At 53.5% G+C, this 25,975-nt stretch carries 24 protein-coding genes; 14 read left to right on the top strand and 10 right to left on the bottom strand.

Annotation, left to right across the window (positions count from 1 at the left end; genetic code table 11):
* Positions 1 to 9 precede the first annotated feature (9 nt).
* The 3 genes from AAE045_RS02940 (at position 10) to AAE045_RS02930 (ending at position 2,868) form a co-directional block, all read left to right on the top strand.
* The gene (locus tag AAE045_RS02940; RefSeq protein ID WP_455546395.1) at positions 10 to 723 is read left to right on the top strand and encodes an electron transfer flavoprotein subunit beta/FixA family protein; all 714 of its coding nucleotides are present in this window, start codon (positions 10 to 12) and stop codon (positions 721 to 723) included.
* The gene (locus tag AAE045_RS02935) at positions 720 to 1,640 is read left to right on the top strand and encodes an electron transfer flavoprotein subunit alpha/FixB family protein (RefSeq protein WP_455546394.1); all 921 of its coding nucleotides are present in this window, start codon (positions 720 to 722) and stop codon (positions 1,638 to 1,640) included. Before AAE045_RS02940 ends, AAE045_RS02935 begins: the two co-directional genes overlap by 4 nt.
* 496 nt (positions 1,641 to 2,136) lie before the next feature.
* Complete coding sequence (locus AAE045_RS02930; protein WP_455546393.1) at positions 2,137 to 2,868, top strand: response regulator transcription factor; 732 nt, start codon at positions 2,137 to 2,139, stop codon at positions 2,866 to 2,868.
* On the opposite strand, the gene AAE045_RS02925 is transcribed toward AAE045_RS02930, so the two are convergent.
* The 3 genes from AAE045_RS02925 to AAE045_RS02915 form a co-directional block, all read right to left on the bottom strand.
* Positions 2,850 to 4,241, bottom strand: a complete 1,392-nt coding sequence (locus tag AAE045_RS02925) for a UbiD family decarboxylase (protein ID WP_455546392.1) — start codon at positions 4,239 to 4,241, stop codon at positions 2,850 to 2,852. The two genes, AAE045_RS02930 and AAE045_RS02925, sit on opposite strands and share 19 nt — an antisense overlap.
* Entirely contained in the window at positions 4,222 to 6,654 is a 2,433-nt protein-coding gene (locus AAE045_RS02920; protein WP_455546391.1) for an efflux RND transporter permease subunit, read from the bottom strand. The genes AAE045_RS02925 and AAE045_RS02920 overlap by 20 nt, the downstream gene beginning before the upstream one ends.
* 86 nt (positions 6,655 to 6,740) lie before the next feature.
* Entirely contained in the window at positions 6,741 to 7,625 is an 885-nt protein-coding gene (locus AAE045_RS02915) for an outer membrane lipoprotein-sorting protein (protein ID WP_455546390.1), read from the bottom strand.
* Between the two features lie 379 nt (positions 7,626 to 8,004).
* On the opposite strand from AAE045_RS02915, the gene AAE045_RS02910 reads away from it, so the two are divergent.
* The 4 genes from AAE045_RS02910 to AAE045_RS02895 are packed head-to-tail and all read left to right on the top strand — an operon-like array spanning position 8,005 to position 11,579.
* Positions 8,005 to 8,661 carry a phosphoribosylanthranilate isomerase gene (locus tag AAE045_RS02910; protein ID WP_455546389.1) on the top strand — a complete coding sequence of 219 codons (657 nt, stop codon included), beginning with the start codon at positions 8,005 to 8,007 and terminating at the stop codon, positions 8,659 to 8,661.
* Positions 8,654 to 9,439, top strand: coding sequence for a tryptophan synthase subunit alpha (gene trpA, locus AAE045_RS02905; protein WP_455546388.1), 786 nt, complete (start codon positions 8,654 to 8,656; stop codon positions 9,437 to 9,439). The genes AAE045_RS02910 and trpA overlap by 8 nt, the downstream gene beginning before the upstream one ends.
* Positions 9,439 to 10,293 carry an AfsA-related hotdog domain-containing protein gene (locus tag AAE045_RS02900; RefSeq protein WP_455546387.1) on the top strand — a complete coding sequence of 285 codons (855 nt, stop codon included), beginning with the start codon at positions 9,439 to 9,441 and terminating at the stop codon, positions 10,291 to 10,293. Before trpA ends, AAE045_RS02900 begins: the two co-directional genes overlap by 1 nt.
* Positions 10,290 to 11,579 carry a protoporphyrinogen/coproporphyrinogen oxidase gene (locus AAE045_RS02895; RefSeq protein WP_455546386.1) on the top strand — a complete coding sequence of 430 codons (1,290 nt, stop codon included), beginning with the start codon at positions 10,290 to 10,292 and terminating at the stop codon, positions 11,577 to 11,579. The genes AAE045_RS02900 and AAE045_RS02895 overlap by 4 nt, the downstream gene beginning before the upstream one ends.
* Before the next feature lie 32 nt (positions 11,580 to 11,611).
* Here the strand turns inward: AAE045_RS02895 and AAE045_RS02890 are convergent, their stop codons facing one another.
* The 7 genes from AAE045_RS02890 to AAE045_RS02860 are packed head-to-tail and all read right to left on the bottom strand — an operon-like array spanning position 11,612 to position 18,588.
* Positions 11,612 to 12,289 carry a transglutaminase-like domain-containing protein gene (locus AAE045_RS02890; RefSeq protein ID WP_455546385.1) on the bottom strand — a complete coding sequence of 226 codons (678 nt, stop codon included), beginning with the start codon at positions 12,287 to 12,289 and terminating at the stop codon, positions 11,612 to 11,614.
* Positions 12,289 to 13,584, bottom strand: a complete 1,296-nt coding sequence (locus tag AAE045_RS02885; protein ID WP_455546384.1) for a sensor histidine kinase — start codon at positions 13,582 to 13,584, stop codon at positions 12,289 to 12,291. The genes AAE045_RS02890 and AAE045_RS02885 overlap by 1 nt, the downstream gene beginning before the upstream one ends.
* Positions 13,577 to 14,320: a response regulator transcription factor gene (locus AAE045_RS02880; RefSeq protein WP_455546383.1), complete on the bottom strand. Its 744-nt coding sequence runs from the start codon at positions 14,318 to 14,320 to the stop codon at positions 13,577 to 13,579. Before AAE045_RS02880 ends, AAE045_RS02885 begins: the two co-directional genes overlap by 8 nt.
* A gap of 15 nt (positions 14,321 to 14,335) precedes the next feature.
* Entirely contained in the window at positions 14,336 to 15,655 is a 1,320-nt protein-coding gene (locus AAE045_RS02875; RefSeq protein WP_455546382.1) for a hypothetical protein, read from the bottom strand.
* On the bottom strand, positions 15,652 to 16,440 hold the full coding sequence (locus AAE045_RS02870) for an outer membrane lipoprotein-sorting protein (protein ID WP_455546381.1): 789 nt from the start codon (positions 16,438 to 16,440) through the stop codon (positions 15,652 to 15,654). Before AAE045_RS02870 ends, AAE045_RS02875 begins: the two co-directional genes overlap by 4 nt.
* A 16-nt stretch (positions 16,441 to 16,456) precedes the next feature.
* Complete coding sequence (locus AAE045_RS02865; protein WP_455546380.1) at positions 16,457 to 17,845, bottom strand: ABC transporter permease; 1,389 nt, start codon at positions 17,843 to 17,845, stop codon at positions 16,457 to 16,459.
* Complete coding sequence (locus tag AAE045_RS02860) at positions 17,842 to 18,588, bottom strand: ABC transporter ATP-binding protein (protein ID WP_455546379.1); 747 nt, start codon at positions 18,586 to 18,588, stop codon at positions 17,842 to 17,844. Before AAE045_RS02860 ends, AAE045_RS02865 begins: the two co-directional genes overlap by 4 nt.
* Before the next feature lie 468 nt (positions 18,589 to 19,056).
* Between AAE045_RS02860 and AAE045_RS02855 the strand changes: the two genes are divergently transcribed.
* From AAE045_RS02855 to AAE045_RS02825, 7 genes are read left to right on the top strand one after another with little or no spacing between them, the layout of a single operon-like run.
* Positions 19,057 to 20,049: a beta-ketoacyl synthase N-terminal-like domain-containing protein gene (locus tag AAE045_RS02855; RefSeq protein WP_455546378.1), complete on the top strand. Its 993-nt coding sequence runs from the start codon at positions 19,057 to 19,059 to the stop codon at positions 20,047 to 20,049.
* Positions 20,039 to 21,259, top strand: a complete 1,221-nt coding sequence (locus tag AAE045_RS02850) for a beta-ketoacyl-[acyl-carrier-protein] synthase family protein (protein ID WP_455546377.1) — start codon at positions 20,039 to 20,041, stop codon at positions 21,257 to 21,259. Before AAE045_RS02855 ends, AAE045_RS02850 begins: the two co-directional genes overlap by 11 nt.
* A 10-nt stretch (positions 21,260 to 21,269) precedes the next feature.
* Positions 21,270 to 22,418: an acyl-CoA dehydrogenase family protein gene (locus AAE045_RS02845; RefSeq protein ID WP_455546376.1), complete on the top strand. Its 1,149-nt coding sequence runs from the start codon at positions 21,270 to 21,272 to the stop codon at positions 22,416 to 22,418.
* Positions 22,418 to 23,962, top strand: a complete 1,545-nt coding sequence (locus AAE045_RS02840; RefSeq protein ID WP_455546375.1) for an AMP-binding protein — start codon at positions 22,418 to 22,420, stop codon at positions 23,960 to 23,962. Before AAE045_RS02845 ends, AAE045_RS02840 begins: the two co-directional genes overlap by 1 nt.
* A complete protein-coding gene (locus AAE045_RS02835; RefSeq protein ID WP_455546374.1) occupies positions 23,959 to 24,213 on the top strand; it encodes an acyl carrier protein in 255 nt (84 codons plus the stop codon). The genes AAE045_RS02840 and AAE045_RS02835 overlap by 4 nt, the downstream gene beginning before the upstream one ends.
* 16 nt (positions 24,214 to 24,229) lie before the next feature.
* Positions 24,230 to 25,279 (top strand): anthranilate phosphoribosyltransferase, encoded by a 1,050-nt coding sequence (gene trpD / locus AAE045_RS02830; RefSeq protein ID WP_455546373.1) that lies wholly within the window; start codon positions 24,230 to 24,232, stop codon positions 25,277 to 25,279.
* Entirely contained in the window at positions 25,276 to 25,965 is a 690-nt protein-coding gene (locus AAE045_RS02825) for a hypothetical protein (RefSeq protein WP_455546372.1), read from the top strand. The genes trpD and AAE045_RS02825 overlap by 4 nt, the downstream gene beginning before the upstream one ends.
* Positions 25,966 to 25,975: the final 10 nt, after the last annotated feature.

The raw sequence follows: 25,975 nt of genomic DNA, 5'->3' as shown, positions 1-25,975 counted from the left end.
GAGTTAATAATGAAAATTTTGGTTGGCATTTGCGAGGCTGCCGAATGGGATGAACTGCGCTCTGTGGCAACGCTTCGCAAAGGGAAGCTCGACGAGTTCTGCGCCGTGGCGCTGGAACAGGCGTTACGCATCAAAGAACAGGAATCGGATGTAGAAATAGTGGTCTTTTGCGCAGGCCCTGCGCCGGAAGAAATATTACGCCATGCTTTGGCGTTAGGTGCGGACCGGGTTATCGGCTGGGATACGCCCGAGGTTACCGCATGGGGTGTGGCTTGCCAGCTGGAGGACATCGCCCGCAAAGAAAAAGTCGATATTGTGCTGCTTGGCAAACAAACCTCTGACTGGCAGGGAGGGATCGTCACGGGGATGGTAGCTGAAAAACTAGGCTGGCAGCAGGCTGAACCGGTCAGCGAGATTCAGCATGACAACGGTGTGCTGCACGTCATGTGCTACGAAAGAAATCATCAGCTCCGGTTGTCCCTGCGTTTGCCGGTCGTGCTGGCCGTCGAGCTGAGTCTGGCAACTCCCCGCTATGCCGCTTTGCCCGCCATTCTGCGTGCCCGACGCCAGTCGTTGACCATGCTTGCTGTCCATACCCCAGCGCAGGCCGGGGAGTCTGAAACCGTCCAGTTATTCACCCAGGCAGTTCAGCGTAAAGCAACGCAGTTGAATTCTGTGGAAGAGCTGGTCGCTATTCTGAAGCTTGAAGGGAGCAAAATATGAACGCTGTCATGATTGTTCGGGAAGAGGAAATCCAGCGCACGCCTTTAAGAGGGGTACAGGAAACGCTGCTGGCCTGGCCAGCACGGGTCAGCCTGCTCATTTTAGGTGATAAAGACGCGCCTGATGAAATCGATCTGTCGCCGGGATTTGAGCGAGTAATGTGGATAAAAGGCGGCCAGGCCTCAGAAGATATGCCAAATCTGGCGGCCTCACTGCATCAATACGTGGCTGGGTTTGATCTTATATTATTGCTGGAAGAGAGGTCGCTTCGGCCGCTGGCGGCCAGAATTGCTGCGCACTTACACTGCACGCCAGTGACGGATGTGACGGCGATTACCGCGCCGCTTCAGTGTCTGCGTTCAATTTGTTCAGGCCAGGCGGAACAGAGGGTGAAAGCCTCTGGCAAACAAGTATGGACGTTACGCAGGCAGGCTTTTGAACAAGCCGTTTGTCCGGTGCCACAGGTAACCTATGCCGTCGAAAAATGCTGCTGGAAAATAATTTTGCCGCAGCCGATTGCAGGCACCAGCCAGCCCATTACGCTGACGCGACCACCGCTAACCCAGGCAAAAATAGTTGTGGGAGGGGGAAGAGGCGTCGGTGCCCGGCAATGGAATATTCTGGAGGCAATAGCCGACAAACTAGACGCTGGGCTGGGGGTGACGCGCGCGCTGGTTGATGCCGGATATTTTACCGAACAGGCGCAGGTGGGGCAGACGGGAAAACAGATTGCTCCGCAGATTTATTTAGCCTGTGGCATTTCTGGTGCCATCCAGCATGTGGCGGGCATTACCAACAGCAAAGTGATCGTGGCAATTAATCACGATCCTGAGGCACCAATTATAAAACGCTACGCAGATTATTATCTTTTATCAGATGTCGCAGATGTATTACCCAGGTTACTGGCTCAGCTTTAGTGAATTTATATTGAGGATTAATCAATGATCTGGCTTGTTTAGGGGTTATTTGTCGGGATTTTATTTATTGATAAGGGGTTTATATTGTTTGGTTTTTATTCCTGATGCAGGAGAGGCTGAGAAAGAATATAAGTAAAGATAATCTTAGTTATTATATTTAGTAAAATGATAGGTTTTATTTTTTTGCGTATCATATTCATGCTTTCATCACCATACTGCCTTAAATAGTCGGATCGTTAACGTCAAAAATTAAGAAATTTCCGGGCGGTTAGCCCCGCGCTTGAAGGGTGTTGGGTATATACTTTAAATTATTCGCGTTAGCGTCAGGAAAAAACGGTCATCCTTAAGGATCTTACTTGACGCAGCCTGGTACGAAAGCGTGCGCTACCTCCTGTAACTTGAGAGTTGGCGAGTATATGATGTGAAATAAGGAAGAATTTGGCTGGATAATTGGTAGAGGGAAAAACCGTCTACGTTGGTACAGGGAGAGTTTAGTATGTTAGTTCTGATGATTGATGATGATGTCGAACTGTGTAAGACGATGAAACCAGTTTTGCAAATGTATGCAATAGATCTGGATTTCGCACATTCGCCAGAGGAAGGACTAGAACGACTTCAGTCACAAAGATACGATTTGGTTTTACTGGATGTCATGTTACCGCGTATTAATGGCCTGGAGTTGTGCAGAACGATTCGTAACCAGGGGCCATCGCTATGCGATATCCCGGTAATTATGCTTTCCGCACGCACTGAACTCGTGGATCTCGTTGTGGGGCTTGAAACCGGGGCGGATGATTATGTTGGTAAGCCTTTTGAACCCCGTGAATTAATAGCCCGTATTAATGCCGTGCGGCGCCGTTTTAATGAAGTCAAAACCGCGCATTCTGTCCCTGTCAAAGGCAGCCAGGAGATTTTGTTCAAAATAGACAACGACACGCTGCGCATAGATATTCCCCGTGCTCAGGCCTTCGTCAATGAGAGACTGCTCGATGTCACCTCAATGGAATTTGAAATCCTGCTCGCCCTAAGCAAAACCCCAAGTGAAGTACTGAGCCGCGAAGAGCTACTGCAACGCTGCAACGGCAGTAATGCCATTTATTCGCGCGGAATAGTGGCTTTGGTTTACCGGCTACGCAATAAAATCCGTTCGGCTGGAGCACAGGGCGATTTTATCCGCACCGTGCGCAGCCGAGGTTACGCCGTCGTAGGCTATACCAGCTCGTTATAGGATCGTCGGAAACTATCCTGCAAACCAGCGGGTATGGTGGCGTTTATCCATATCCGCTGTGCTGCTCCTGCCAGGCCGTCACGCCAGCGCTTGCCGGATTGTGAAGGATCCATCTGTAACGCCCTGAAATGGGCCAGGAAATGCGTGTCTTGTTCCAGCCTGCAACGTGTCACCAGCGCCCACAAAACATCCTCATCAGCCTGTAAATTGATATCGCGGTCGACAAAAATCACCATTTTTGTAAAAGGGTTCACTTCAATCAGCGCTTTACTCAGCGACTGCAGGTGTTCATCTGAATTGCAGCCTGGTAACAGTGCAACGTACAGCAGCAGCATACCGCCCCCGGCATGGGAGTAACGCAAATCAGCAACGCCACGGGTTAACGTCTTCGGCAGAGCCAGTAAGGCATTGAGCGCGCCTGCGAGACCTAACTGAACAGATTGTTCGCGCCCGGGGCCAATCAGCGCCGGGTAAAAAGCATTTTGCCGGACCCGCATACTCTCAAGGTTGAAAACGACCAGATTGTTTCCCGCCTTACCCGAATAGCCGACAAACTCTGGCATGCTGTAATCGGCAACGGCTCGTTCATCTGCCCTGTCCGGCCCCAAAGTCCCTTCCAGCACAATCTCGCTGTCAGCGAGGTAGCGTGCTTCAACGCTGTTGCAATCAGCCAGACGAACTGGGCTGCCTGCCAGCGCACCTGCCAGCGATAATTTGCTGACTGACGGGGGCAAAGTTTTGCCACTCAGCGAGGCCGCAATAGCCGCTGCCGGAGGAATGCCAATGTTGATGCTGAGGGGTAAAGCTTTACCGCGAGCAAGGCTTTGCTGATGCGCTACGGCCAGCTGGCGGCCGGAAAGAATGGAAACGGCAAGCTGCCGTTCCCCCAGTAGCCATAGGCGGTGAGCAGAAAATGCCGTTATATCGCCCATTTCGGCGTAGAGAAATCCTTGAGTGATATACGCGCCAGCATCCCTCGGGGTGTGGGTGAGGATGGGCAGATCGCTCAGGCACTGAAGGTTGCTTCCGGAAGGGGGCAGTTCATCATTGGCAATATGTCTGGCTGGCAAAACGTGCGTCAGCAGCTGCTGCACGCCCGCAGCGGTAAACTTATCAGGCAGATTCGGAAGCTTTTGGCGGACTCGTGGTTCATCACCATAACAACCGATAACAACCGGCAACGGGCAGCCATCTGCTTCGTAACGCACCGCAGGCTCCGCGAGCGTTCGGCCATACGCTGGTGGCCCGGCGAAGCGCCGCGCGTAATCACTGGCAATAGTGGAGAGCGGCAGTGAAGCTGTTTGCGCCTCGACGGGCATTCCTGCGAGAAAAGATCGCAGTGAGTTAGGGTGCTCACGCCAGCTGTTGCTCATTACGCCCCCCGACTATTCCCTGGTATAAACGCTGTGGCAACAGCATCATCAGGGCAGGCATCATTATTATGTCGCTCAGCAAGGCGACGATCACGCCGGCCATCATCAGGCTGCCAAAGCTGCGAATATTGCTCATCGAAGATAACAGGAACACGGAGAAGCTGAGCGTAACCACTACTGACGTCATCAACAGAGCGTTGCCCACCTCTTTGAGCGTGGCGCGCAGCGCATCCTGCGGCTGAGGGTAGAGAGATAAGTAGTAGCGGAACGTGTAGAACATATGCAGGGTTTCATCGACGATAAGTCCTGTCAGTATCCCGCCGATAAGTATGGTGAATGTGTCCATCGGGATATCAAATAGCGCCATGATCCCAAGCACCATCACATAGGGCAGCACGTTAGCGATCATGCTGATCAACCCTAACTGGAAGCTGCGCAGGCAATAACACATCAGAACAGCGATAATTGAGAGCGTAACCAGATAGCTGCTGACCATGTTGTCCAGCACCGCTTTCGACGTATTCGCCAGCAGATTAATCAGGCCGGTGACATTCACGCTGCCAAGCTGCCCCAGCTCTTCGGTGAAAATCATCGCCACCTGTTCTGAAACACCGCTGTAGCGCATGGCTTCAAGCCACGGCACCAGGAAGGTAATTCGTCCCAGGCTATAGTCGATGCTGACATAACGCATGATGGTCGAGTTACCTTCACCTTCCAGCAGGAAAAATTGTTCCCAAATCTGCTGCTGGCGCGGTATGACGCGTTGTGCCGGGTCCCCATCGTGAATGGCCATATTTGTCTCGTCCATAAATGAAATCAGACTGGTATGCCGACCGATGGGGATATCGACTTCTTTGTAGACCCGTTCAACGGCGCGCTGGGCGGCTCTGAGTACAGGCTCGCTGCGGAAGTCATAACCTTTTGCCGGCGTGACGATCAGCTCAAGGTTAACCGTGCCGTTAAAGCGACTGTCGATAAATTCCGTTGCCTGGCGCACCACATTATGTGGCTCCAGCCATTTGAGTGAGTTATGGGAAAAACGCAGGCTGGGGAGTAAACAAATGGCGCCACCAAGAGCCAAAGCGAAGACCAGCACCGTTTTGCGAGGATGGTTAATCCCGACGCTGCCGATGGCAATGACGCCGCGGCTTGTTCGTGCCGTAAGCGTTCGTTCATGGCTGGTGTAGCGTTCAGGCAGAGCAGCAATGGCCTGAGTTCCCCAGAAAAGGGCGAAGAAATAGCTGGTGAGCGTGACCACCATGCCAAAGATACCGAGGGCGGCGATGGGCGCCAGATCTGAGCTTAAAAAACCTAACAGGCCATCGGCACTGGTCAGAATGCTGAATAAAATCGGGTGATGGGTGTGCTTCATGGCGTGGCTGAATAGCGACATGCGCGGCACCCCGGGTTTACAGGCGTTGGTGCTGGCAAGCATGAAGTGGACGTAGACACAAAGCATCATCGTCAATCCCATGGGGATTAAAAACTGCGTAGGCGGCGTCATCGCGACCCCGCAGAGCCCCATGAGCGCAAGCATGGTCAGAATGCTACAAATAAAAGCCAGCAGCGCCCCGGCAGCAATAATGACGCTGCGGAAGATAACGCCGATAGAAATTAACGCAATCAGAATACAGGCGAGCGTAAATCGAGGCATATCCTGCGAAATAATACGTACGATTTCGGAACTGACTATCGGCGCACCCGCCGTATGAATCACAAAACCTGGGCCAGAAAAGTCGCGGGTAATCTCAGCGACCTTCAGCGTCATCTCGTCATATTCTGCTGAGCTGAGGAATTCACGTTTAATATTTTTCTGCGTGGCAAAAGGGCAGGTTTTACCGTTAGCCGGGTCTGCCACGCAGTCTTGTTTATTGGGGGCGTAGCGGAAAGGCTCGATAATAATAGCGGCTGTTTTACCTGACCTATCGATAACAAAATTTTGATACAGCGGCGTAGAGAGAACCCGCTCTTTAAGGATATGGGGATCTTTGCCTTCATGGAGCACGTTGCGCATTAACTCTTCGAGATAGACGCCTCCCTTTTCATACTCAATGAACGGAATATTATGCAGGCTGAATATTTCAGAGATGTAAGGCACCTGATTTTGTAATGCTATATGGAGCGCCGACAGTTTTGTAATGAAAGGAGTGGTGAAAACATCATCGCCGGTAACGGTAACGACAATTCTGTTATCCTGGCCAAATTGTTTGCGTAATTCGTGGTATTTCAGAAGCGATGGATCGTCCTGATACATAAACGCTTCTATACGGCCATCAGTGTGTAATTGCGGCACGCCATAGCCAATAAAACTTCCCGCCACGAGGATTAGCAACAGGGCGCTTTTAAGTCGATGCTGAAATACCCAGGTGAGAAACACGGTCATGGAGCGGTCGATAAAATTAATTATCCACATTGCTTTATCAATCCTTAATCATTAATGAGCGGACAACCCACGGCCTGTCCGTGCCGTGGGTGGGGTGATGGCCCATAGCAATAATTTTATGGCAGTGTTTTGAGGGGGAAGCCTGGCGAGCGATACACTCTCCAGCTTGATTTTAGGTTGCCCAAATCTTTAACGTCATACCAGCTTTCCGGTAAGCCGAGGTTATAGCGTTCACCGTATACCTGGAATACAGAATGCGACACGGTGCGGCCATCTTTCAGGGTGGCAATTTTATATAGATCAGGAACAAACACCCCATCTACCCAGCGCTGGTTATAGGTTTCAAATACGCGCTGTTCGTTAGGGGCATCAGCGTTGAAGACGCTGTAAACCGGCAGGAAGGTTGCCTTCTCAACCCACACTTCACCGTCCCGCAGGCCCAGACGAATGATTTCCTCTTCATTATTGGGGCTCACATACAGTTTATAAACGCTCAGGCCCTGATAAACACCTTCACCCAGCGTTTTACAGTCGTAATCTCGGGCCAGACGAATTAACATTTCACCGATATTCATATCTGAACCGTACAGGCGGCTGCTTAAATCTTTTGACTGAACATCCAGTACTTTTTTGCTGTCAGGCAAATAGCGCCAGACTTTATCGGATTTACCCTCTACGAAATAGTCCAGCGCGTAGGCTTCGGAATCTTTCAGCTCTTGTGGTTCTAATACGCGGCTGCGCAAAACGCGGTTAATCCCTTTGTTATAATGAGTGGCGGTGATAGTACGCGTTTTAACATTCTCATTTTCATCGGTTATGGTCATTTTAATCATTCGCCAGCTGTCGTAGCCGTTGTAACGATTTTGAATGCCTAGCAGCACGTCGTGACATGTTTTTGCCTCTGGCAGCGGGGTTGCCCCTTTTTCTGCCGCGAAGCCAGGTGATGCGATAAGCATTGCCGTAGCCAAAATCGAGGCAAACAGCTTTTTATTTCCATTCATGACAATCATCCCTTTTAATTAAGAATAGATGCCACCCAAACTTTGGATGGTGATGCGCAACTTGAAAATAACAACATCTACAGTGCGGAACAAATGGCTAAATATGTAAATGCAAACAGCATGATTTTATAATTACCCAGAGAACGATAATTTATTATTATTTATCACAAAGTATTATTGCTGTTGGAGTGTGAGATTTGACCGACAGGAGATTGCGCCGTTTTCGTGTGATTTAATGTAATCTTTCATTCGCTAAATACAGATAATAAGTTACTGCAACGGAGGTCGCAGGCGTATGCTTTCTGAGTAATAAGTTAAGACTATTATGGCCTTTGCCGCCAGTGATTATTATTTCTGCGGGCAAAGGGAAGGAGGGTGAATGGAATTAAAAATATGCGGTGCGACCCGCTTAGATGAAATAGAAATTCTCAATCACTGTCAGGTCAGCTATGTCGGGTTGTGGAGCGGTATCGAAAACCATCCTCGCTCACTTCCCGATGCGCGGTTGTGCCAGCTGGCGGCGGCCTGCCGGGGGCCGAAGCCTGTCGTCGTTTGCGTCCGCCCATCCTGGCCTGCGCCTGGGGAAATGATGCAGCGCTGTGGGGTGAAATGGGTGCAGCTACACGGATTTACCTCCCCAACGGACGTTGCGCGCCTCAGACAGCAAGGTTTAAGCATTATCAAGACGTTACATGTCAACGATGCTGGGGAATGTCCCGAGCTACGCTGGTTAACCGCCTATGATGACGCGGGAGTGGATATTTATCTGATTGATAGATTTGTCGATAAGCGGCAGATCGGCAGCACTGGCCAGGCGCTACCCGTCAGGGTGGTAGAAAATATGGTTGAGCAGCTTGCCGGACGCAGGCTGTGGCTTGCGGGAGGGATTCATGCAGCCTCTATTGGCTCCCTGGCACAAATGGCAGGTATTGAAGCACTGGATATCGACAGCGCCGCCCGCAAGGATGGGTACATTGGCACCCCGCTGTACGGGCTGGTCAAGTCGCTGCGGGCAGGAGAAGAAGCTGATGTCTGAGTCACTACGCCCCCTGGCCCCGTTAGATTCACCGGCGCTATGCCTGCTGCTGATGGCGGGATATGGCGGACTGGAACAAACCCGGCGTTTATTGGCCTGCTGCGTACGTAACGGCGTTGAGATCGTTGAGTTGTGCGCCCCTTTTCCCAATGCGTTCACCGATGGCGAAGTTGTCCGTAACGCGCACAGCAAGGCGCTGGCGCGGGGCACGGTCTGGCAGGATCTGCTGCCGTTAATCAGGGAGTTCTCGTCCTCCCTGCATATCGTTGCCCTGGTGGATTACAGCCATGTTTTTGCCCGGGAAGGGAATGCCCCGGTGCTGCGGGCGCTAAAACAGGCCGGTGCCGCGGCGGTGCTACCCCACGGTTTACCACCCCGCGCCAGGGAGGCGTTTTACGCCACGGCGCTGGAGTCAGGTTTGCCAGTGGTGGGGACTTTATATCTCAGCAGCCCTGAGCCGGTTCGTTTACGGGTTCTGGCGCAATCTGGCGGTTTTATTTATCTGGTTTCACGTTTTGGCCGCTCCGGAGGCAGCGCTTCCGATTCGTCACAAATACACCGCGAAATTGCCCGCCTGAAAACACTTACCAGCCTGCCAGTCGCTTTAGGCTTCGGCCTGAAAAGCCCGTCAGATGTTGCGCAGGCTTATCGACAGGGTGCGGATATTGCCATTATCGGCAGTCGGGCATGTGAAGTGATAGCACAGGCGCAGGCACAACAGGAATGTCCGGAAGCGGCGCTGGAGAATTACATCCGGTATTTAAAAAGGAGTGAATGATGAGCAACACGGCAATGTTACGTCAGATACCTGAAAACCGCGTGATTAACGATGTTCGCATGACGCAAGGAACAGCGAGTGCGCAATTAACCCTCGACCGGCAGCACCCCTTTTTCTTCGATCACCCTCATGACCATATTCCCGGGCTGCTTTTGCTGGAGGGGGGGCATCAGCTCGCTCTCGAAATGCTACCCGATGGGCAATGGTTAGCAGCTGCCCTGGATGCCAGTTTCAGTAAGTACTGTCTGTTTGACGACGCGGTCGTGCTCAGCGGGCGTTGCCGGCCGCAGGGGGAAGGATGGGCATGTGACATCACAATTAGCCAGCATCAGGAAGTTCACGCCGTGCTGCATTGGGTCTTTACACCGCTGCCCGCAACCTCGCTGACGTATTTACCTCTGCAAACCGGGCAGCCGGTCGCCAAAGCACAGGTTAATAAAGTCCGGGACGAGAACGTGATGATTGAAGCGCCCTGCGTTTCACCGCAGGGCGAAATCAAGTGTCACGCTTTACCTCCTCATCCGAACAACTGGCTGGCAGACAGCTATGGACAGATGCATCCTCTCTATTTGCTGGAAGCTTTTATGCAGCTGCAGCGCAGCCTGAATCATGCCGGGTCAGTCCGGCTGCGCGACATCCTGCTGGGGGTCAGCCTCAGGCAAACGCTGCCGTTACATTCCGGCAGCAGCTTTCTGATGACCAGCGACAGCGGGCAGGATAAAGATATGGGCCGCCATTTTACCCGCGGCGCCGATCTGTGGGCCGTCGGGCAGCGTTTTGCCCGATGTGAAATGCATTCCGGCCGGGTCCGGCGTGCCAGAAATAAAATGGAGCTAAGGGAAAAAGGAGTATGAAAACCGTACATATTATTGGCGCGGGGGTCTCCGGGCTGGGGGCCGCGCATTACCTGGCAGAGCGGGGAATTGAATGTGTTATCCATGAAGCGTCAGAAGGAGTCGGGGGGCGGGCGGCTGGCAGGATGGAGGGCGATATTCTGTTTGAAGTCGGTGGCAAAAACTTCTCATCGCAATGGACTCGCTTCAACGCCTTGCTCACTTCGTTTGGGATCGGCGAGTTTGACCCCCAGCATCCTGATTTTCATCTGGTGCTGAACAACCAGCTGCTAAAAATGGATAAAAGCCGCACCCTAAAAGGTGACTTACGCCTTGGTTTGCGGCTTGGTATTCGCGGCTCTCTACAGCTGAAAAACTTTCTGAGCTATTCGCGTAAACATGCGGATGAGCTTAACCACAGTAATGGCTTAATCGAAGAGGTCGAAAAGCGTTGGGATCATAAACCCGTGGCCGGGCACTTTGCTCCTTCGCTACTGGCCGGGCCAATACGCATGTTTACGATAATCATGGGCGCGGCCGAACCCGGCGAAGTTTATCCTTCGCTGCTGATGCTGTTCACTTCCGGGTTCGGCAAAGGGCGGCATTTTGCCGTTCGGGGCGGCATACAACGTTTTCATCAGGCACTGGCGCGCAATAAGCAGATTCGTTTTGGCGAAAGCGTGAAGCGCATTGCGATCGCTGACGGGAAAGTTACCGGCCTTGAGATTGACACCGGGGAAGGCGTACAAACAATAGCAACGGACGCGGTTATTTCCGCCGTTCCTGCCCACGTTTTTAAACGGCTGGTGGATCTACCCGCGGCGGCACAGCAGGCCTGCGAAGAAATTCGCTATTTCCCGCTGGCGATGATCAACGCCAGTTACGATAAGCCGGTGTTCCGTGACGGCATCAATTCGATCATGTTCGATCCCGGTTCCGTTCTGGGCCACTGTTCTGCAAACCGTCTTTATCACCCGGAACAGGTGCGCTTTACCCTGTCAGGGGCCGAGGCGCGCAAAGTGCTGCATTTGCCGGACGACGAGCTAATCTCACTGGCAGAGGCGGAGTTCTCCCGTTATTTACCCATCACCGGTAACAGGGTCAAAGCCTGCGTAACTCGCCATATGGGCGGTATATGCGCCTATGCGCCCTATTTTTCCCGGGTTAAATCAACGCTGCTTGCCGGCGTGGAGACCATCGGCGGGCTGGAGATAGCGGGCGATTATCTGGAGGGGCATACCATGGAAGGGTGTCTGCATTCCGCAGAGCTTGCTGCCAGACGTTTACGGCAGTATCTGGCGCAGTAAATCAGTGCCCCGACCGGCTGGTCGGGGCACGCTTATTCACTCCACGCGTCCCGGATAAGCGAATTTTGGCGAAAGTTCTGCCGTTCAGCGTTGAACATTTTAGGATGTTGTTCACGCAGTCCGTGCATCAGCCACTCATAAGGCAAATCGTCAAAGCTGCCGTGCTGCCTGACGAACTCCATGTATTTATTGCCGGAGCGATCGAAAGGGTGGTGGATGCTGTCCTGGAAGCCGTCAAAATCCAGCGGCGCCATTTTATACAGCAAACATAGCTGGCGGTTAAAAACCGGCGTTGCTTTGATCCAGTTTTCCCCGTCCAGATTCATTTCGACCAGGCAGTGGAAATGGAAAGTGTCCCCGCCGACATATTCCCGCAGGCGGGCAGAGCTGAGGTGATTTCGTACATCCGCAAACCACAGCCTGGCGGGCACGCCAATCATCCGCAGTGCGGCGCAGTAAACCACAGATTTGTGAATGCACATGCCGCTACCAGAAAGCAAAACGCTGCTGGCGCGCAAACCCTCGGCGTCCATCGGGGCGTCATAGACATCGTAAAGAATGCTATCGCGCACGGCATAATATAACGCGATAGCCTGGCTGCGTTTATCGTCGGCCTCTTCCGGTAAAGCCTGTGCCACGAAAGCCTGCACGATGGGCGAATCAAAATCTAAAAAGGGCGTAGCAGTAAGACATTGGGTATCAGAATGCATTATTCCCCCTGAAATTCAGGCTTAGTAAAAGCGTTAAGCAACGAAATTCGAATGGTGGTGCCTTGCCCCTCAACGCTGTCGATCGTCAGCTCACCATGCAGACCATCGACAATGGTTTTACAGATATACAGGCCAAGCCCATACCCCCCGGATTCACGTTGACGCGATGGGTCCGCGCGCCAGAACGGTTCTGTCATAAACGGCAGCTGGTCAGCGGCAATGCCGATTCCCTGGTCTGAGACTTCAATCACTAACGCTTCATCCACTTCGCTCACGCTTATCGTTACCGGGCGCGACTGTCCATAGAACACCGCATTACCAATAAGATTGCGCATTAACACGGCCATCATGACCGGGTGGCTGTAAAAGCATGGGCGCTGGGTATTTATGCTGACTAAAATCTCACTCTTGCCGTGGCGATATTCTTCGGCAATTTCATTGAAAAAGCGCACCAGCGCGATGCGGTGCAAGGGGATATCGCCCTCGCCTGACTGATTTTTTTCGGTATAGAGAATCGCATCCAGAATACGTTCAACATTGACAATATCGTTGAGGATCCCCAGGCGTAGCGCCTCATCGGTGATGAGATCTTTGCGAACTTTCAAACGAGCCAGCGGCGTACGCACTTCATGCGGGATAGCCAGAAGCATATGACGACGAGCTTCGTGAATGTGGCATAAACGCGCGAGCATATTGTTAAAGCTATCGGCAAGGGTGCGGTATTCGCCGTAGGTACGGTCGAGGGGAATTCGATAATTAAGATCGCCTTTATCCGCGTGCCGCACACCACGTCTTAATTCGATAAACGGCCGCGTCAGCAGGTGAATGGTGTAGAAGTTAATCAGCAGCACCAGAATAACCGCGATAACCACACCGCCAATAAGATGCAGCGCCTGCGAGGACAGTGAACGGCCAAACTGCGGCAGCACGATAAATTCATCACTGTTATAAGCCGCAGCAATGTAATGATCGCCATTGGCTATCATGGCGATGCCATCGGCATCACGCTGCGCCATGGTTAAAAGCTGCAAATAGTCTTTATTCGCATCGCTATACATTTCGGCTGCGGGGATCACTTTCAGTGGGATGCCATCCACCTGCATATTAGCCAGCTGCTCTGGGGTTTTATCGGCAACCAAATTGGCGAAAAGCGTTTTAGAAAGGTAACGGCGCGGATGCTCGTCGGCCACGCGCTGTAATGAAAATACCAGCACGACAACCAGCACGCAGGTTGAGATAACGGTATTTAATAGCAGCATCGAAAAGACAGTGCGAGACGAAAGCCATTTAATCATTACTACAATCCTTTGTGATTATTTCCTGGTTGGGCACGCCGTTCAGCATATATCCGTGCGCACGAATGGTAATAATGAACTCTTCGTCCCCGGTAATTCCACGAATCTTGCCGCGAATCCGATAAATTAATGCGTCCAGGCTGCGGTAATTATGCCCCTGAGTGGAGGAAAGGTGGCTTTCAAGTTCGGCGCGCAGGCATATTTCACCGGGCGTTTCTATCAGGCGCGCCAGAAGATCAACCTCGCTTGACGTCAGATTTAACATCTGTTCGTTAACAGTTACCCGCACCTGAGAGGAGTTGACCGACAGGATATGGCGACCCAGCACCACGCTTTTTTCTTTGCCTTCCAGAGACGTACTGGTGATACGAATACGGCGCTGAACGGCATAAATTCGGGCGATGAGTTCGCGAGGTTCAAAAGGTTTGGCGACATAATCATCGGCCCCGGTTTCCAGTCCGACTATCATGTTGACCGTCTCATTGCGCGCCGTGAGCATAATCAACGGTGAATACTGATTTAAATGTGACTGATTGCGTATCAGTTGGCACAGCTCAAACCCGTTCATTTCCGGCAGCATAATATCCAGTAAAATGACGTCGAAACGCTGTTGGTCAAGCAATGCCAGCGCCTGAGAAGGGGTATGACTTAGCGTCAGGTTGATGCTGTAGAGCGCCATATGCTGGCGAAGCAGCTCGGAAAACTCAATATCATCATCAATCAATAATGTTTCCACTGTGCCCCCTGGTAATCAAAGTGTGTAGATAAAGGAGATCATCACGCCGTCTTTGTAACCGCTGCTACCATAGAGGGTGTCGGTTGCACCGAAGTAGTGATATCCCTTGAGATCGAGACGTAATTCTGTGGTCGCAGGAATGCTGAGAGCCAGCTGGGTAAAGCCGCTGCCATCCATCGGCGTCACGGTGGTTATCAAAGAGAGATCGTTGTCGGCCCAGAAGTCATTCCATGCCAGCCGCGTAAATGCCTGATGGGTGGCCAGAGGCTCCTGCTTCACGTTGGCAAGGGCGGCTATGCTGCCTGCCTGTGGATTTCCTGACCGGATGGCTTTGCTCCAGGCATCAAGCTGATGCTGCTTGAGGCCCGCTTCGTTGAAGTGATACTCCAGGCTGAGCGCCAGATCTTCATCGTTGACCATGACTTCCGGGGCAGACCAGGTTCCCCCCAGCGCCAGCTGGTTATACCAGCGCTGATTATCGCGATCGGGTGTCATGGCTTCATCAGCAAGGCTTTGGCGTTGTTGACCAAACCATTCACTGTACAACACCACATTGTCACTCATCGCCATGCTCAGCTCCGCACCAAGGCCGGGCCGATCGCGCAGATACAGCGAGCTAAGAGTGAGGGACACATTGTCCCATGACGCCGGTGAAGGGGCGTATTTCACGAACAGCGCATCCTGATTATTGGTGCGATCCAGCCCCAGCCCAACAACCTCGGCGTTGCCCGCAGCGGTTTGCGGCTTAGCATGTAAATCGGGCCGGTAGCCGAAGCTAAGAATGCTCTGCGCAGTTAGCCAGACGCCTTCTATCGCCACCACGCCCAGGCGATCTTCCCGCCTGTCCGCGGTGTCCAGACTTTCGATAATCACCTGGCTGTTTTCTTTGAACCAGTCCGTAGGGTTAAATCCGCTGGCAACACCGTTGCGGATATTGGTTCGCCCGGCTATCCAGCGCCATGAGGGGATGGCGCTCCAGGTAAAAGCCAGTGACTGCACATCCAGGCGAGAATCCTGTTCAATCTGGTAACTTTCCCGGCTGTTGACCTGGCTGCGCAGGCGGGTGTCCACCTCAATACCTAACGCTTCGGTCAGCTCCTGCGCACCGGTCAGGCGTGCGGAAACACGCCCGGAAGCCACCCCCGAATCATGCTTGCGCCAGTCAGCTATTCCCTGGCCTTTTAACTCGAGGCTAAAACGCCCCAGCGGCGGTGCCGCCGCCGGGGAGAGGGAGTCCTGCGCAGAGTCAGGTAAATCAGGAACCAAATCCTCTGCCTGTAGCGCCGGGCTGCAAAGAGAGGCCGCGAGATAGAGTGGCAGACTTGCGTGTTTCACCTTTCCCCCTGAGAGGTAAAGTGTGACAGCCACTCTTTGTTAAACCATGACAGCGGCAGGTCTTTCTGGCGGTACTGGCTCATCTGCATCAGCGTGACTTTATTAGGATTAAAACCGTCGCCAATCACCACTTCAGTTGGGCGTACGCGCTCAAAAACCGTCTGCCAGTTGCGGTACCAGGCAACTTTTAAGAGCTTGCCGCTGTTGCCGTAAAACTTACCTTTCAGCGGACGATCGTTCTCTTTATCTACCCACAGTTCGACGCGCTTGTAGGGCGCAAACTCACTGATTGAACTCAGCTCCAGCTTCCAGGCCGGCCGCTGCTGCCGTTCACCATCGGTGATTGTTTCCTCGCCTTTGAGCACGGCATGGTAATCCAGCGTGAAGTTGGAGGTGATGACATCGCCATTGGATGCATTGCCCAGCAGGCGCTGGCGTGGCGACATGCGAACCGATGCTTTGGATTTCGGATCGTAAAACCAGAGAATATTGTCGTTACGCAGCAATAGCTTGCCACGGTCATTCGTCGGCTTGTCGATATGCACAATCGTCAAAAACTGGCCGTTTTTATTCTGCCGTGAATGCGTCGTGACCTGATTTTCATCAGTGAGCTTGTTGGCTTCGTATTGCTTGAGCGAAACATTCACCACGAATGACTCTTGTGGATTACGGATCGCATCTGAACGCGCCAGGATATCGAAAGCCCGATCGGCCTGTGCCGGCAGGGCGCAGAACGCCCCCAGCAGACAGAGCATACGCAGCGGCAATAACCATGTTGTTTGCATCAGGAGCCTCCGGTCGTCAGACATGATGTATGGCTGAAATAATGTTCATGCGGGATGCTTTGAAGGTCGGCAGAATGGCAGCCAGCACGGAAAGCACGAACAGGAATCCCATGATGCCAAGCACCAGTTTTGGATTTTTGAGGATCATCAGATCGATAGTGATGGGGGTGGCGTTGCTCGGCGGAGTCCAGCCCAGATGCATACTGTTGATAATCGTGCTAATAACCAGGGTCAGAATCAGGGCGAAGAGCGTGCCAAACAGGCCCATCAGCGCACTTTCAGAGATAAACATCCGCATAATGAAGCTGCGGCGGAAGCCCATTGCGCGAATCGTACCGATCTCCCCTACGCGCTCCATCACCGTCAGATTAATGGTGTTGGCGATGGTGAAAATGATAACGATGCCGAGGAAAACGGAGACCACGCCAAAGATGAACGTAAACATGGCGAAGATACGGTCGAAGGAGGGGTCGACTTCGTTAAAGCGGAAGACTTCCAGTTTCATACCGCTGGCATTCAGCTTCTGCTGAATACGCTGCCTGACCTGTTCAACCAGGTCAGGATTGTTTAACTGAATTAACAGCGTAGTGGCGCGTGGTTCGTTGTCATACAGCAGTTCGCGTGCCAAATCGAAATTTAGCATGACAAAGGCATCATCCAGCGAACGTTGCGCCTGGGACTGTGCTTTTTTGACATGCACGCTGACGATATTCGGCACGCCTTCAGATGTGGCTGCAAGCAGATTAACCTGCGGGCCTTTATCATTATTTGCCTGCTGGCTAAGCTGCGCGGTGTCCTCAGCGGAGAGCAGGCCGCTCATATCTACCTGTTCGTCGGAAATAACTTTGGTTAATGTCGGCGGGTCTTCGCATTTCGTAATATTGAGGGGCTTACATAACCCCAGTAAACGCGCCATGCCAATGCCGACGACTGCGCCATCGCGTTCGTCCTGATCAAGCCCGGTAGGGGGAGTACTGACGTTGACATGCCAGCCATCCCAGTTGCGCATTTTGTCCAGGTCGGCCGGGCGAATACCGCGGCCAATAAAGGTTTTACTGTTATCGGTAGCAACCACACCGGCAATACCGGCAAGATAAATTTGCGGGGTAATAACTGAAATTTGCTGCTTCAACTCCGGGTCTTTTAACAACAAATCGGTAACGGCCTGGTAGTTGCCTATCGTGTAGTTATCAGGATCAGCGGCACCATATTTTAAATATCCCTGCTGGTATATTTGCAGCTGACCCTGCTCCTGAATCATGCTGGTCTGCACGCCAAAATAAATAGAGGTGACAAAACCGCCAAAAAGCATCATCGCTAACCCACCAATGCCGATAGACATGATGGTGATTACCGAGCGGCGACCATTTTTAAGTAAATTACGCAGTGCAATTGACCAGATCATTGCAGACCTCCAATATCCTGCAGTTCGCCGTCCACGATATGGATTAAGCGCCCGGTGTCCCTGAGTAGATTTTCGTTGTGGGTACAGATAACGAAGCTGGTATCAAATTTGCGACGCATCTCCAGCATCAGGTTCATAATTTCATCCGACGTTGCGGAGTCCAGATTTGCTGTTGGTTCATCAGCAATAACTAATGAAGGCGTTGTCACCAGCGCACGGGCAATCGCCACACGCTGACGCTGCCCGCCGCTGATAGCCCCTAAGCGGCGGCCAAGATAATCTTTGAGTCCCACGGCTTCCAGGTAGTGCTCCGCCTTTTCGCGGCGCTCTTTGCGGGATAACCCATGGCGCAGTAGAGGAAATTCAACATTTTCCCTGACCGAAAGCACCGGTATAAGATTGAATGACTGGAAGATAAACCCTATATGCCGTGAGCGAAAATCGGCAGCTTCGTTATCGCTCATCGTCAGCACATCTTTGCCTAACAGGCTTATCTCTCCCGCATCGGGTTTATCGAGCATACTGAGCATATTCAGGAAGGTGGTTTTTCCGCTGCCCGAAGGGCCATAAACATAGGTTATCTCGCCGCGAGGAATAGCGCAGTTTGCATCTTTTATTGCGGTGAACTGATAACCATCCATATTATATTTCTTAACCACGCCGCGAAACACGGCAATGTTTTCATCAACATACTTTTGCGGCGCAATGGGCAATTTTATTGCTGGCTGCGAGAGGTCATTCATATAAACGTCCTTATTCCTGAACAGGTAGGGTTATTAGAAAGCGCCGCCGTAGCTAAAGCAATGAATGCTCAGTGATGATATATAGTAAAAAATATCACCCCTTTGTATGGGGTTGCCGGTATTCTATTGTTTTGCATGTTGTTTTTGTCATTTCCTGTTGGTTTCCAATAAACATCCTCAGCGCTAACTGTGCTAAATGTAAACCCTTTGTGATTGTTTGTTATTTTTCGTGATTTATTTACGGGATATTTAGGATGGCCAGGGGGGGACTTGTGCGGATATATATTATTCGCATTTTGTTTTATTGGTATAAGTAATACGCTCCGCCGCATTAAGTCTTTAATTCTGACTCTTTGTGATAGTTGGGTATACAAATGAATACATGGTGATGTTTATTATCATTATACTGGCCGCTCTGCTTGTCATCGATATTAACGTTGCCGCGATTTAAAATTAACGGTTGGGGTCATGATGGAAAAATTAGTGATTACCGGTACGGCAACCATGCAGCCGGAACATAAGTTCTTGCGCGAAGAAGGAGATGCAAATAGGCCGGTAATGACTTTTTCTGACGTTCAGCTGGCGACGACGCTAAAACGTCAAACCCCTCTTTCTGCGCTGCTATGCGGCTTATGCGAAGAAATGTTCGAGCGTGCATTACTCTCCCCGACAGAGGCGTTCGGTAACGAGACGGGGCTGGTTTCCGGGGCTTATTACGGATGCATGGGGGTGACTCAGGAAATTCTGGCAACCCTGCGGGAGAAAGGCCCGCGCGGTATTGATGCCATTGAGTTTGCTAAAGCAACCCATAGCTTCCCCCTTTCTGCCGTCAGTATTGCTTTCAAATTACATGGACCCGCGGCGGCGGCGGTTTCCGGGGAACTCGCCTCACTGGATGCGCTGATCATGGCCTGTGACTGGTTGCAGGCGAGGCGTTGCGAGCGGGTTCTGGTCGTTGGTTATGAACAATACTCCCCGTTACTGCAGGCACATGTGCAGCATCTGGACGCCAGATCTTATTTCAGCGACAGCCTGAGCATTGTGATGCTCGAAACCCAGCGTAGCGCGCACGGGCGCGGTGCGCCGATATTAGCTGAACTGTCCTGCGTAGTGCCTTTGTCTGGCGACCAGAAGAAGGTTCTCTCACAATGCCAGCAAGCCCTGCAGCGCTTTCATATTCCGCACAACGAATGTGCAATTCATGCCAGCAGTACTTTACATCCTGTTGCTCAGCAGCTGATGCAGCAGGTTTGTGAAGGCTATTCATCCCCACACGAGCGTTACCCGACCAGCCCTCTCCCACAGCTGATGGGCGCGGCAACCGTCTGTCAACTTGCATCCCTGGCAGGGGCTCGCCCGGACAATATCGAACACTGGCTGCTGCATACCTTCACGGAAAAGGGCGGCGGGATGATTCATCTGCGCTTTGCGCAGACGGCAGGGGGAAATCATGAGCGCTAAAACGGTTGCCGTAACCGGGCTTGGTGCACTCACCAGAGATGCCACTGGCCTGCCTGCTCTTTGGCAACATTTGTTAGCCGGTGGCGCGCTACCGGCAAGCCCCAAACATTTCAACGCCGCGCCTTATCGCACACAGCAGGTCTATACCCTTGATCCTCAGCGGCTTTGGCACACCACGCTGGCAGCACGCTGGCCGATAGACGAAGACACCTATCGCCGGAATCCCTGCGCAGGTTATGGCTGGCTGGCTGCGCAAGAAGCACTACAACAGGCAAATCTTACCCCTGGCGACAGCGCGCAAATGGGGCTGTGCATAGCGACCACCAGCGGCGGCACAATGGACAGCTTTGCCCTTAGCGGGCAAAAAAAAGATGCCCGGTACGCGGCGCTGTCGGGCGCAACGCAATTGCTCACATCTTTGCTGCAGATTGGCGGGCCGGTGAGCGCATTCTCCTGCGCCTGCATCAGCAGCGTGGCAGCGTTCAGCCACGCTTTTGAGCGCGTCCGCCAGGGGGATGTGCCGCTGATGCTGGTAGGCGGGTGCGATCAAATCCGGGAGGCAGATTTTGCAGGTTTTAATTCGCTGCGTGCGATTGCCTCTGATGCCTGTCGGCCCTTTGATGTCCAGCGCAAAGGCATGGTGATGGGGGACGGGGCGGCCATGATGGTGCTCGAAGACCTGGATCACGCGTTAGCTCGTGGAGCAGCGCCCCTGGCACTGTTTCGGGGCTGTGGGCTTGCCGCGGATGGCCACCATCTCACGGCCCCTATTCCAGACGGGCTGGTACGCGCCATGCGCCAGGCGCTGGCCGAAGCGCAGGGGGAAACGCCTGGCTACATCAATTGTCACGGCACAGGAACGCCAGCTAACGACCGCAATGAGCTGCTGGCAATGCAGCAGGTGTTCGGCGAGGAGGCAAATAGCATCGTTGTCAGTTCAACCAAAAGTGGCACCGGCCATTTGCTGGGAAGCGCAGGAGCGCTGGAGGCCGTGCTCTCCGTGAAGATACTGCTCGAACAGCGCGTCCCCCCAATGAGCACCTGCCAGACGCCCATGCCGGAAATGAATTTCCGCCTGCCCGGCTGCCAGCAGCCGCTGCCGGTCAGCGTGCAAACGGTGATGAGCAATTCTTTGGGATTCGGCGGCTTAAACGGCAGCCTGATCTTTTCTCAGTACCCGAGGGAACCCCACCTCCCTCCGCAGGAGTAAGAGCTTACGGATGAATACATCAATGACAGAGGATCTCTTTGACGCTTTGTTGGCAGGCATCGATTACTGGGAGTCGTCAATCAATAAAGGATGGCAGGCAGACGATATAAAAGGGAGTTTTAGCCACGATCGCTGGGCAATCCTCAAAGAGTGCGGCTTGACCGGCCTGCTTAACAGTTCTGCCGCCGGAGGATTAGGGCTGGACGCTGTGCAGGCGGCCCGCTTTCTCGTGCATTTTGGCGAGCTTTGCCATGATGGCGGCCTGGGTTTTGCGCTGTGTACGCATCTGTGCAGCACCTGCCTGCCCGTTGAACGCTTTGGTTCGGCAAGGTTACGCGCCAGCCACCTGGCGAAATTCATTAGCGGTGAGCGTATCGGGGCCCACGCCATCACCGAAGCAGAAAGCGGTTCTGATGCCTTCGCGATGCAAACCACGGCGGTGCGTGACGGTGAGGGCTGGCGGCTAAATGGCAGCAAGATTTTTGTCTCCAACGGCCCGATTGCGGATTACGTTGTGGTTTACGCCTGCACTGACCGCACTCGCGGCACGCTGGGCGGCTTTAGCACCTTCCTCGTTGATACCCAAAGCGAGGGGGTATTAGTGGGTCCAGCCGGTCACAAAATGGGGCTGAAAACCTCACCCCTGAGCGATCTGTATCTCACTGACGTCTACATCCCCGATGAATACCTGTTAGGGAAGCCGGGGATGGGGTTTGCCATTATGGACTTCGTGATGAAATGGGAGGTGCTTTGCGTATTCGCCTGCCAGGTCGGGGAGATGAAACGCCGTCTGGCGCAGTGCCTCGCACAGGCAAAAACCAGAATGCAGTTTGGCGAACCAATTGGTAAGAACCAGGCGATATCCCATCGTCTGGTCAATATGCATCTGCAAGTGGAAACGGCGCATTACTGGCTGATGCGGGCGGCCGAATCGCTGCATCACGGGAAAAATGCCGCCGCCGATCTTGCGGCGGCGAAGCTGATTATCAGCGAAAGCAATGTCGCAACGGCCTTAGATGCCGTCACCCTGTTTGGCGGCTCCGGCTATATGGCTGAAATGGGTATTGAGAAACAGCTGCGCGACGCGGTAGGAGGGGTGATTTATTCCGGCACTTCGGACATTCAACGCAACCGCCTTGCGGCAATGCTGGGGTTATGATGATGGCCGATATCTTCCCCTGGCATCTTGCTGACTGGGTGCTGAATGCGCGGGATCCCGAAGCGCTTGCTCTTCGTTGTGACGACAAGGCTTATAACTATCGGCAGCTGGCTAACGGCGTCAGGAAACTGGCAGAGGTTCTGCCACCGCTAACGGTAGAAAACCCGGTGTGTGCGCTGGTGATGAAAAAAAGCATTCCCGCCGTGCAGGCCGTACTGGCTGTGCTGAGCCGCGGCGGTTGTTATGCCCCCCTGGATGCTTCTTATCCCCCAGAACGCTTACAGGCTGTGCTTGCAGTGCTGAAGCCTGCGGTGCTGGTGACCGACGAAAACAACGTAGCCACCTTGCGTCCGCCTGCGGCTGCTCTGGGCATACCTCTGATCAATATTCATGACTTAGCTGAGCATCAGAACAACAGTCATCAACCCATAAACCAGCCGCTGGCGGCAATCTTACACACCTCCGGTTCGACGGGGCTGCCAAAGTCGGTGCGTATTGGCGCGGCACAAATCGAAGCGTTTAGCCGTTGGGTACGCGACACCTTCGCGCCAGGGCGTGACGACCGTCTGTTAAATCACTCCCCGCTGGCGTTCGACCTGACCTTCCTCGATCTTTTTAGCATCTTCCGCTGCGGCGCCACGTTGCTGCTGACCCGTGAAGAAGATGCCGCAAACGGCCCGCGCATCGGGCAGATTTGCCGACAGCAGCGGGCAACACTCTGGCATTCCACGCCGACATCTTTACGCCTGCTGCTGGGTGCAGACGACAAAGCCGTTTATCCCGATATGCGTGCGGTGCTGTTTGCCGGTGAGCCGATGCCGGGCGCGCAGCTTGAACGTCTGCGAAAGCTATTTCCCAGCGCGGCGTTTTACAACATCTATGGCAGCAGCGAAACCAACGACACCTTCTGTTATCCCTGCCCGCAAAATCTTGAGTCTGAAACCGTGCCGCTGGGTTATCCGCTGGCCTATACCGACTGGCGGCTGCTGGACGAACAGCTTGAGGCTGTTGTGCCGGAAGAGGGCGGAGAATTATGGGTGCACTGCCCGACGCTGATGGAAGGGTATGGCGACCCGGCGCTGACGGAGCAGGCATTTCGTCACTTTGAAGGTAAACGTTTTTTCCGCACCCGTGACCGGGTACGCAAAGATGCGGAGGGCGTATTCCACTTCCTGGGGCGCTGTGACGATATCGTCAAACTGAACGGTTACCGCGTTGATTTACAGGACGTTGAACAGAATGCATTGCGCTGTGGCTGGCTTGAAGAGTGCGTGGCATTTGTCGCTGAGCGCAATGGCGAACGTCAGCTTGAGCTGGCGGCGCAGGGGCTGGGTGAACACAGCGCTTTGGCGCTGCGCCAGCACCTTATGCAGCAGCTGCCGGCCTACGCTTTGCCGCGTCGCTACCATCTGCAAAGCCAGCCGCTGCCGAAAAATGCCAACGGTAAATTGAGTCGCCATGCTGTGATTAAACGGTTTGGCGCACAGGAAGACAATCAGGGCCGACACCCCGTATGGCCCGAGAAACAAGGAGAAAAACAATGAACATCAAGGCTATCGTTGCGCGTTTTCTGAGCGAAGAGTTTGCGCCGGATATCAAAGCCGATGAGTTTGACGAAAACATGAACCTCGTGGATTTCGGCATTATCGACAGTCTGGGCGTGCTGAAACTGGTGGCCTGGCTTGAGAGCGACTTCGACATCGTCATCCAGCCGGAAGAGCTGAACGTCGAGCAGTTCAGCACGCTGGGCGTTATCACCCGGTTTGTCGACGGTAAATTAAAACCGGGGCTTTAAGAGAAAGGAGAGTCTCATGGCAAACCATGATGCATTCCTCGCGGCGTTGATGCATCACCAGCCGCTGGACATGGAGGAGATGATTGCATTCTGGCATCAGGTTGATTGCGGCGAACATTCGCCGCAGATGATTGTGGCCGTGCTAAGCGTGATGTCGTCGCAGCCGCTATCCATGAATCTGGTGCTGTCGTTTTTGCACTACGTCCAGCAGGCTTACCCGAAAACCCGTTTACCCTCGGCCCTTGCCGCCGTAAATATTGTCGGGACAGGAGGCGGAGTTAACACCTTCAATATCTCCACGACCGCCGCTTTTGTGACGGCGGCTGCGGGCGTTCCGGTGCTGAAAAGCGGCTCACGGGCTTACAGCAGCAGGAGTGGTTCGCAGGATGTCCTGGACCGGTTAGGCATTCGGGTTCCCGGTAACGATGCTGTGCTTGAAGAGATGATCCAAACCCTGGGGATTGGTTTTGCCCCCGTCGCACGCTACCCGGCACTGTGTCGTAAGCTGGCGCTCGCCTGCCAGCCGCTTTCTTTCCGGCTGGTGGGGCAATTTATTAACAGACTTGGGCCCCTGTTATGTCCGTTTGAGCTGAAGGGCCAGGTGACGGGCGTCAGTAACCCTGAACTGATGAACGTTCTGGCCTGCGCGACTCATGAACTGACGCAGGACAACGTACTGTTTGTGCACGCAGGTGTTGGCGCCGATGAACTGCTGCCCACAGGGCATAACGTTTGTTGGTGGGTGCAGCACAAAGGGGACAGGCAGTGGAACGACACATTTGGTCAGGCTGGAAAAGAGGCTTACACCGCGGCTCTGCGGGCGCTGGCAGGTGGCAGCCCGTCCGAAAACGCCGCTCGCCTGCAACGAGTGCTGGCAGGTGACGATGAAGCTGAAGCCCTGGAAGCCGTGGCGCTCAACGCCGGAGCGGCACTGTTAGTCGCCGGGAGGGTGGACTCGTTATCAAAGGGCATCTCACTGGCCCGCAGAATTTTACATTCCGGTGAAGGGTTAGGCGTTTTGCAACGCACGCAACATTTTTGTCGGCAGCTACGGGAGCGGGCGTGAGCACTTTTATTCCTGCATTACGCGCATCGGCCACGCCGTTAATCGCCGAGATCAAGCCGTGGTCGCCTGAGCATGGCGATTTGCTTCGGGGGAGAGAGGCTTTAAACATCGCCCGGGATTACCTGGCAGCAGGTGCAGCTTGCCTGTCGGTTACAACCGGCAGGTGGCATAAGGGAAACCTGGCGCTGCTTGAGCGGATAGCGAGCCAGACGGACGTGCCCGTTCTGCGCAAAGACTTTATTACCCGTAAAGCACAGCTGGGCGAAAGCCAGGCGGCGGGTGCCAGCGCCGTTTTGCTGAGCGCCCAGATCCTCCGCCGTCAGGAGCTGACACAGCTCGCCTTATCCGCACTGGAGATTGGGCTGACCCCCTTTATTGAAGCAGATTCCAGGGCACAGCTGGACGACTGGCTGTTACCGCCGGGCTGTGTTCTGGCAGTCTGTAACCGGGATATTCGCCAGCGTGAAACCGATGACGGAACGGTGGGGCGCAGCCTTGATCTTTATCGCGCCGCACGGGCCTGTCACCCGGATCTGCTGGTCAGCGCCAGTGCCCTGCGTAAGCCGCAGGATGCAGGCAGGGCAATTGAGTCAGGGTTTGATGCGGTGCTGGTAGGGACGGCGTTGCTGTTCGAAGGGACGGTTGCTGGCAACAGCGCATCGTTTATTGCGGCGCTAAAATGCTAAAAAAAATGGG

This window comes from Dryocola clanedunensis (genome assembly GCF_038405435.1).
Lineage (GTDB): Bacteria > Pseudomonadota > Gammaproteobacteria > Enterobacterales > Enterobacteriaceae > Dryocola > Dryocola clanedunensis_A.
Note: the sequence above shows the minus strand (reverse complement) of the source record. Positions and strands in the feature narration are given on the sequence as shown.